This is a genomic window from Veillonella sp. R32 (assembly GCF_010093125.1).
GTDB lineage: Bacteria > Bacillota > Negativicutes > Veillonellales > Veillonellaceae > Veillonella_A.
Map to the genome: position 1 here is coordinate 1 of NZ_NMZQ01000002.1, position 9307 is coordinate 9307.

The 9307-nt window shown below is 32.7% G+C and carries 6 protein-coding genes and 1 CRISPR repeat array; of the genes, 4 read left to right on the forward strand and 2 right to left on the reverse strand.

Translation table 11 applies throughout. The annotated features are described in order from the left end of the window. Positions 1-109 precede the first annotated feature (109 nt). The gene (locus VER_RS00705) at positions 110-454 is read right to left on the reverse strand and encodes a LysR family transcriptional regulator (RefSeq protein WP_255493961.1); all 345 of its coding nucleotides are present in this window, start codon (positions 452-454) and stop codon (positions 110-112) included. Between the two features lie 64 nt (positions 455-518). Then, positions 519-947: a PPC domain-containing DNA-binding protein gene (locus tag VER_RS00710; protein ID WP_162098981.1), complete on the reverse strand. Its 429-nt coding sequence runs from the start codon at positions 945-947 to the stop codon at positions 519-521. Positions 948-1456: 509 nt separating this feature from the next. On the opposite strand from VER_RS00710, the gene cas9 reads away from it, so the two are divergent. The 4 genes from cas9 to csn2 are packed head-to-tail and all read left to right on the forward strand — an operon-like array spanning position 1457 to position 7377. Beyond that, the gene (cas9, locus tag VER_RS00715; protein ID WP_162098982.1) at positions 1457-5488 is read left to right on the forward strand and encodes a type II CRISPR RNA-guided endonuclease Cas9; all 4032 of its coding nucleotides are present in this window, start codon (positions 1457-1459) and stop codon (positions 5486-5488) included. A gap of 32 nt (positions 5489-5520) precedes the next feature. After that, positions 5521-6396, forward strand: coding sequence for a type II CRISPR-associated endonuclease Cas1 (gene cas1 / locus VER_RS00720; protein WP_162098983.1), 876 nt, complete (start codon positions 5521-5523; stop codon positions 6394-6396). A 13-nt stretch (positions 6397-6409) separates the two neighbouring features. Continuing rightward, positions 6410-6706 carry a CRISPR-associated endonuclease Cas2 gene (gene cas2, locus VER_RS00725; RefSeq protein WP_255493963.1) on the forward strand — a complete coding sequence of 99 codons (297 nt, stop codon included), beginning with the start codon at positions 6410-6412 and terminating at the stop codon, positions 6704-6706. Next, entirely contained in the window at positions 6703-7377 is a 675-nt protein-coding gene (csn2, locus tag VER_RS00730; RefSeq protein WP_162098985.1) for a type II-A CRISPR-associated protein Csn2, read from the forward strand. Before cas2 ends, csn2 begins: the two co-directional genes overlap by 4 nt. Before the next feature lie 89 nt (positions 7378-7466). Then, positions 7467-9220: a CRISPR direct-repeat array (repeat unit 36 nt; unit sequence GTTTGAGAGTAGTGTAATACTAGTGTGGTCTAAAAC). Positions 9221-9307 lie beyond the last annotated feature (87 nt).

A 9307-nucleotide genomic window follows, 5' to 3' on the forward strand; every position in this document is an offset into this window, starting at 1 on the left:
TTTTACCAACACATTTTGTCTAACCTTTAAATATTATGTATAAATTTAAAACAGCTATAACACCAGATAATTACTGATACTATAGCTGTTTTTACCAACACGTTTTGTCCTATAACCCGAATTCTGGCAAAATAGAGGGTAAGAGACGTAGAGCTCTAACATGGCTGGCGCCAAATCTTAAAGTGCCACGGATATCTTCATTATAATCGGTAAATATATTTTTGATAGCAGTATTTTGCTTCAGAATTGAGTCAGCAAAGTTAAGAAATTCTCTGCCCGCTTCTGTTAATTCTAATTTAGGCGTACGGTTAAAGAGTTTTATACTATAATATTTTTCAACGCGTTGTATATAATTACTTAGAGTTTGTTGTGAAATGAATAGACGATTAGCTGTCTGGGTCATATTCATATCTTTTACAAGCTCTTTAAAGTAATATAAGTAGTCTATTTTCATAATTCACCAATTAGTGTAATAGAATAAATTTTTACTATCATAGTGTAGCTGGATTTATTTAAATTTACTTATCCAACTGCCACAAATTTAAGTCAGCCTCTTTATCATAGCCACGATGAATATCTTTAGGCAATAAGGTTAGTATCATTTCAGCTGTAACGCTAATAATTGCACTTGTTAAATGACCACCATGAGAATGACCTTCTTGATCTGCAATGGTGATATGAAGATGGGAATAGTAATCGTCATTTAGTACATCAATAGTACCGGTGATGGATGTAATTTCAAAGTCGCCCGTTAAACGATGGTGATAATATTTCTTTTCATAGGCGTGATAGGTTTCAAGCACAATATCATTGGTAGCGCCTAGACCTTGAATCATGGCAGTGGTCACGTTTTCTTGACGGGCAATTTTTTCAATCGATTCGACTAGTTCTTCGCCTGGATTAAGGCGGAAGGCGATATGAGTATTACCAAGACGTTTGTATTGCATAGTTAAGACTCCTTTTAGATATATTGGATAATTAAAATGTATAAATAATTTTGAAAAGTGATTAATATATTAAGCTATAACTGATATATTTTATAGTGCAAAATTAAGACCAATACTTGATTTACATGCTTACTAGAAAAAATGAATGTAGATTTAGAAAATCAATTTGTACTTTAATAGTGAACAAGCGTATAATCGAAGTATGATTAAATTTTTGTGAAGTATACAAGTTAGTATTTGGCTAAAAAAAAACTCGACTCCTAAGAGTCGAGTAAAGTTCAGATAAAAGGCTCACACCGAGCCGCCCGAAGGCATTGTAGATAAATCTTTATTTGAACTCGTAGTGTAATACTAGTGTGGTCTAATCCACTAGTTACATGTATATAGTAATCGTAATTAAAAATTTTGTCAATTGTCAAATTATAAAATTCCTATGGAAATAGACTTTGAAAATAGAAAAGAGAAGTTCAATATTGTGAAATATGGTAAATGTATTGAGGAGGTAAACAATGAAGACACGTGGTAAAGAGGAGTTTAAGCAAGTAAAGGATTATTTTGTAGGCCTTGATATAGGGACGAATTCTGTAGGATGGGCTGTTACTAATGAAGTATATGAGGTGTTGCGGGCAAAAGGCTACAGAATGTGGGGGAGCCGACTATTTGAAGAAGGGCAAACCGCAGCTGAGAGGAGAAATTATAGAGCTGGACGACGTCGATTGGATAGACGAAATGATAGACTTGCAATTTTAGAGGAATTATTTGCTTCGGAAATATCTAAAGTGGATCCAGCATTTTATCAACGATTACATGAAAGTCAATATCATCAAGAAGATAAAAGTACTGTTGGACAGTATTTTTTATTTAATGATGCAGAGTATACGGATAAAACTTATCATAAGGAGTATCCAACTATATATCATTTGCGCAGTTCATTAATGAAAGAGCCTGCAAAAGATATTCGATTACTTTTTTTAGCAGTTCATCATATTATAAAATATCGTGGGAATTTTTTACTTGAAGGTGAAACGATAAAAACCTCAGGTGGTGTAATGGATATTTTACATCAAGTATTAAGCTGTATGGAGTTTTCTCGCTTACATGATCAAATTGATGAACAAGTATTTGTTGACTTATTGACTAGTACAGGGCGTACTCGCAGTGATATTGCAAAAGCTGTGAGTGATAGTGTGGTCGATAAAGAGCTTAAAAAACAGGCTAAGGCATTTGCATCAATAGTTTTAGGTTTAAAGGGGAATTTAGATGAATTATTTATTGAACCCGAATATAAAAATTTAGATGCAGATGTAAGAAGCGTAGAGTTTTCTGGCAAAGATTATTGGGAAGAGCGAGAAAAATATGAAAGCGTCTTAGGGGAAAGTATTTTAGCGTTAGATGGTTGTAAAGCGTTGTATGATAGTCGTTTGTTATCCACAATCAAGCCTGATGGGAAGTATTTATCAGAAGCTAAGGTTGAAGTATTTAATGAGCATCAGGAACACTTAGTAAAGCTGAAAAAGTTGTTAAAAGATGAAAAAGCCCTTTATAATAGTGTTTTTCGTGATGATACAAAAGATAGCGCTAATTATATAGCTTATATAGGTAAGAGCCAAAGTGGTAAAAATTGTTCGAGAGAGGATTTTTATAAATTTTTGAAAAAAGTACTTGAAGTTCTGCCGGAGAGTATTTTAAAAAGTGAAATATTGCAATTAATTGATTTAGATGTATTTTTACCACTGCTACGTGTCCGTGAAAATGGAGTAATACATTATCAAATCCATGAAGAAGAATTGGAACAAATATTAGCAGTTGCTAGTAAAAAGTATGAATTTCTAAATAGTTGTGATGAATCTGGATTTACTGTAGCTAAGAAAATTTTAAAATTGCTAACATTTAGAATTCCTTATTTTGTAGGACCATTAAATCCGGCACATAAAGACAGTAGTGGATTTGCGTGGGTAGTACGTAAAGAAGCCGGCAAAGTATATCCTTGGGATTCTGAGAAGAAGGTAGATATAAATGCGTCTGCACAAGCATTTATAGAAAACTTGACGAATAAGTGTACTTATTTGATTGGTGAAGATGTATTACCTAAATATTCATTGGCATATTCTAAATTTATGTTACTCAATGAACTTAATAATTTAAAATACAATGGGCAACCTTTATCCTATGAAGTTAAAATGGCGCTTATTACAGAATGTTTTCAAGCAGAGCATAAAAAAATGACGGAAAAAGCAATTAAGAGCTTTTTGAAGTTGAAAGGCTTCACTGATGGGACAGGGGAATTAACAGGTTTGGATATTGACATAAAGAGTGATTTGAAGTCATATCGAGACATGGTGAGAATTTTAGGTGAAGGCTTTGATGAGCAATTAGCTGAACGAATTATTCGCTATGTTACATTATTTGGTGATGCAAAAAAAATATTGGCTGATGTGTTGAAAAAAGAGTTTAAGGATACAATCAGTGAAGTGCAAGTAAAACAAATACAAAAATTAAAGTATAAAGAATGGGGACGGTTGTCAGAAGCATTTTTGAAGAAAATTGTCGGTGTAGCTGGAGATGGCCCAGAATGCAATATTTTGACTTGTATGGAAACACAGTCACTGACTTTAATGGAAGTATTGAGTTCTCATAATTCGTATTTTGCAGCTATTGAGGAATTTAATGCTAAGCGCACGGAAGTGGTTGAACGGGGGAGTTATGATTTAGTTGATGAATTATATATATCCCCAGCTGTAAAACGTTCCGTTTGGCAAACTTTACGGATTTTAGAGGAAATTACACAACTGCGCAGAGGGATACCAAAGAAAATTTTTGTTGAAGTAGCTCGAACAAATCGTGCGGAGAAGAAACGAACAAACTCTAGACAGGCTAAACTATTATATCTTTATAAAAATATTAAAGATGAAGCTCGTAATTGGTCTAAGGAAATCAAAGAAACTGAAGCCGGAAAATTTCAATCTAAAAAATTATATTTATATTATACGCAACAGGGACGTTGTATGTATTCGGGAGAGCCTATTGATTTAGGTGACTTATTTACATCTAAATATGATATAGATCATATTTATCCTCAAAGTGTTACAAAGGATAATAGTTGGGATAATTTAGTACTAGTTAAATCTATACTAAATCGTGAGAAAACAGATAATTATCCTATTGAAATGGAAACGCAGAAAAAGTGTGAGGGATTGTGGAAACGTTTATTAAAATACAACTTAATTAGTGAGAAAAAATATGAACGGTTAATCCGTACGACTCCATTGACTGCTGATGAGTTGGCTGATTTTGTAAATAGACAATTAGTAGAAACAAATCAAGCAGTTAAGGCGGTAACTAATTTATTGAAGCGGCTGTATCCGGATACGACAATTTGTTATGTAAAAGCTGAAAATGTTTCAGATTTCCGGCAAAAAAATGAATTTGTTAAATTGCGTAGTTTGAATGCGCACCATCATGCGAAAGATGCTTATTTAAACATTGTAGTAGGTAATGTTTATCATGAGAAATTTACTAATAACCCTCGTAACTTTATAAAAAAAGCTAGAGCAGAGAAAAAACGTCCATATAGTTTGAGTAAAATGTTTGATTTTCCTCTGAAAGTAGGGCAACGTGTAATTTGGAATCCCAATGATAGCTATCTAGTAGTAAAGAAAATGATGGCCAATAATGATGTGCAAGTGACAAAAAAATTAATTGAGCAAAAAGGGGCTTTGTATGATGCTACCATATATAAAGCTAGTGTTGCTAAACGTGAAGGTTATGAACCACTCAAGACGAGTAATTCTATTTTAGCAGATGTAACGAAGTATGGTGGTTTTACTAAAATTAAAAATGCATATTATAGTATATTCAAGATGCGTAATAAGAGAAGCAACACTTATGAAGTCCATATTATTGCTATTCCAATATTAGTAGCCAATAAAATGAAGGAGGAAAGTGATTACATTGATTATGCTATGATGGTAATTGATAATATGAAATATGATGAGGTGCAGTTAGTATATAAAAAATTATGTATAAATGCATTAGTTAGAATCAATGGCTTTTTATATTATATAGGGGGGAAAACAAATAATCGAATTTGTATTGACTCTGCAGAATCAGTTTTATTGGATAATAATATGGTGAAAAGAATTAAGGAAATAGAAAAATATCTTGTACGTTTAAAAGATAATAATAGATATTTACCTAATGATGAATATATAAATAAGCAAATTAATATCGATATATATAAAACATTGGTAAGTAAGATGAAAAAACCTCTATTTCAATTAATGAAAATGAATAAAGCAGAATCTCTTGAAAAAGAATCGATTTTACAGAAATTTAACGCGCTAGAACTAGAAAAACAATGTACTTTAATTTTGGAGATGTTAAATTTATTAACACATCAAAAAACAACATTTGATATAAAATCTATTGGTCTATCGGCTTCGCGTTGTATCATAAGTATGAATATAACCAATTTAGATGAATTTGTTATTATTACTAATTCTATTACAGGAATATATAGAAAAGAGGTAAAAATTATATAAGATTTATGTAAATCGTAGCGAGGAAATATTCTATGGGCTGGCGTGTAGTTGTAGTAGATAATCGGGCAAAATTAGATTTTAAAATGAATTATATGGTTGTTCGTAAGGAATGTGGTTGTAATAGAGTATATATTAATGAGATTCAGGTTTTAGTAATAGCATCAACGGCGGTTAGTTTAACCGCCGCTTTGCTTAATCAATTAATAAAAGCAAAAGTAAAGATTATTTTTTGTGATGAAAAATTTAACCCTACTAGTGAATTAGTTTCTTTATATGGCAGTCACAATACAAGTAAGCGATGTAGAGAACAAATTGAATGGGCGGAGGATATTAAGCAGTCTGTTTGGACTACATTAGTTAAGCAAAAAATTAGGAATCAAGCAAGGTTACTTAAATCAATGAACAAGCCTGAATATAGTTTGTTAGATTCTTATGTAGATGAACTACAATTTAATGATGAATCGCAACGTGAAGGGCATGCAGCAAAAGTTTATTTTAATTCTTTATTTGGTAAACTTTTTACTCGTGATGATGATAATAACATAAATGCTGCTCTTGATTATGGATACTCTATTTTATTATCTGCCATTAATCGGGAAATTGTAGCTATGGGATACTTAACTCAATTAGGTCTAAATCATTGTAATCAATTTAATCCTTTTAATTTAAGTTGTGATATTATTGAACCATTACGAGGCATTGTTGATAGATATGTAGTGGGAATAAATCATACTAATTTTACAAGAAAGGAACGATTAGAGTTAATTGATTTATTAAATTCAGAAGTGAAAATTGAGGGGACTAATCAGTATTTAAGCGCGGCTATTAAGGTATATTGTAAAAGTATATTTGATGCACTTAAAGAAAATGATATTAGCTTAATAAGGTTTGTGGAGTATGAGTTATAGATTTATGAGAGTAATGGTTATGTTTGATCTACCTGTGGAATCTTCGGCCAATCGTAAAGCTTATAGAGTTTTTAGAAAATTTTTACTATCCACGGGATTTTATATGATGCAAGAATCAATATATGCTAAGTTGGTGCTGAATCAAACAGAAGCTAATAAGGTTATGGCGTATGTTAGATGTCAGAAGCCACCTGAAGGGTTAGTACAAATGCTTGTGATTACAGAAAAACAATTTGCAAAAATGGAGACGCTGGTTGGTGAAGTAGCAACTGAAGTTGTAACGTCTACAGATCGGCTATTAGTATTATGAAACTAACTTATTTAACATTGGATTTAGAACTTGATTTATCTGATGAAATGATTACGACTTTAATAGTTGAAGAAAGGCGTGTCTTTAGAAAGCTAGTAAAGGACTTTTTTCAAGCTGGCAGTGGAGAAGACAGTGAGTGGGTACTATCATTAGCTAATAAAATATTGGATATAAAAAAGGATGTGTATTTTATTAGTGATTTCTTTAAATTAGATATTAATAATAAGACTTTACTATCTAAATTACATCAAAGATTGTCTGGAATTGCTACAGAAGAGGTTGAGCTATTGTATGAGATTAATCAAAAAATACAACAGCTTTTATTATCGTTAGAAAGCAGTCTTTCTATTGATGTTTTTCACAATGAATTAATTGCAGTACAAGATATTGTCAAGCTAGGCAATTTTCTAATTAGAGATGATGAGTTTGATGATATTGGTAAAGTTGCTAATTTTATTGATGTAGTTATAGAGTTACTAAATCCCAAATTGGTGATTTTATTAAATCCTCGTGCCTATATGGAGCATGAAGAAATAACTCTGTTTTTTGAAACAATGCTTTGTAAAAAGATTCCAGTACTATGTATAGAACGAGTATGTAAAGATGATATATCAGTTGTAAAAAATAAGGAGATAATTTATACTTTAGATAAAGATTTATGTGTATTTTAGATTAAAATACTAGTATTGCACTTGGCTCGTCACCGGAAAATTCTCTTGAACTTTAAATTCATAAAATTTTGTAAATATGCAATTTGGGTGTTTGAGAGTAGTGTAATACTAGTGTGGTCTAAAACAACTGGATATTTTCAATGCATCACTGGTTAGTTTGAGAGTAGTGTAATACTAGTGTGGTCTAAAACGTAGAGATTGATGCTAAAGCTGTGCGGTCAGTTTGAGAGTAGTGTAATACTAGTGTGGTCTAAAACGCGGAAGAAAACAAAGCGTGGACAGTGCCTGTTTGAGAGTAGTGTAATACTAGTGTGGTCTAAAACTAGACATCGTTTTAATAGCATCGCTCATCTGTTTGAGAGTAGTGTAATACTAGTGTGGTCTAAAACAACACCTTTTACAATTGTTATACTGCTGTTGTTTGAGAGTAGTGTAATACTAGTGTGGTCTAAAACTAATGGTTACCCTCAATGCGTGTTATGTGGCGTTTGAGAGTAGTGTAATACTAGTGTGGTCTAAAACCAGAGCAATCCTCGGACATAAAAATGGAGAGTTTGAGAGTAGTGTAATACTAGTGTGGTCTAAAACGAACGTGAACCCGTAGTCGATGTCAATGAAGTTTGAGAGTAGTGTAATACTAGTGTGGTCTAAAACAAATTACTTTTAGTAGATGCATCCGCTAGTGTTTGAGAGTAGTGTAATACTAGTGTGGTCTAAAACCGCTCGCATTTAGAGGGTATTGTATTTGTAGTTTGAGAGTAGTGTAATACTAGTGTGGTCTAAAACTTCCATCTTTTAAAATTTCTACGCAATCAAGTTTGAGAGTAGTGTAATACTAGTGTGGTCTAAAACGTAGGTGCTTTAACTAAAGGTGCTTCTACCGTTTGAGAGTAGTGTAATACTAGTGTGGTCTAAAACTCCATGATGAAAAGTCAGAAGCGGAACGTAGTTTGAGAGTAGTGTAATACTAGTGTGGTCTAAAACTGTTTTTTGGTATAAAAAAAGCACCTCGCAGTTTGAGAGTAGTGTAATACTAGTGTGGTCTAAAACAACGCTATTTTTTAGCAGTTTTGTAACCTAGTTTGAGAGTAGTGTAATACTAGTGTGGTCTAAAACACGCTCGTACGTGTTACCGTTTTTAGCAAAGTTTGAGAGTAGTGTAATACTAGTGTGGTCTAAAACACGCTCGTACGTGTTACCGTTTTTAGCAAAGTTTGAGAGTAGTGTAATACTAGTGTGGTCTAAAACTATACGGACATGGCTGTATACCGCCTAGCGGTTTGAGAGTAGTGTAATACTAGTGTGGTCTAAAACCTCTCGTAAATTTTCGCTCATTATGATTTAGTTTGAGAGTAGTGTAATACTAGTGTGGTCTAAAACTGCACCTCGTTTTACTAGTCCGCAGGTACAAGTTTGAGAGTAGTGTAATACTAGTGTGGTCTAAAACGATGAATTAGAGGGGTACACTTATTACTCTGTTTGAGAGTAGTGTAATACTAGTGTGGTCTAAAACATCCACAATTACCACCTACGCCTTTACCTCGTTTGAGAGTAGTGTAATACTAGTGTGGTCTAAAACCACTGTATCTTTTGCAACTCATTGTCGCTAGTTTGAGAGTAGTGTAATACTAGTGTGGTCTAAAACTTATCACCAGGTTTTATTAACACCTCAACAGTTTGAGAGTAGTGTAATACTAGTGTGGTCTAAAACTTGTACCTGCGCTGATAGGGCTAATGCACGGTTTGAGAGTAGTGTAAGACTAGTGTGGTCTAAAACTCGTGTAGGGGTAAGACACTGACTCATACTGTTTGAGAGTAGTGTAATACTAGTGTGGTTTAATCTAATATATTTATACCTTAATTATTTCATACGATAGTATAAAATATTTTGTGTAAACAGTTCTCATATGGTTGAAAAGAGAACCAAACT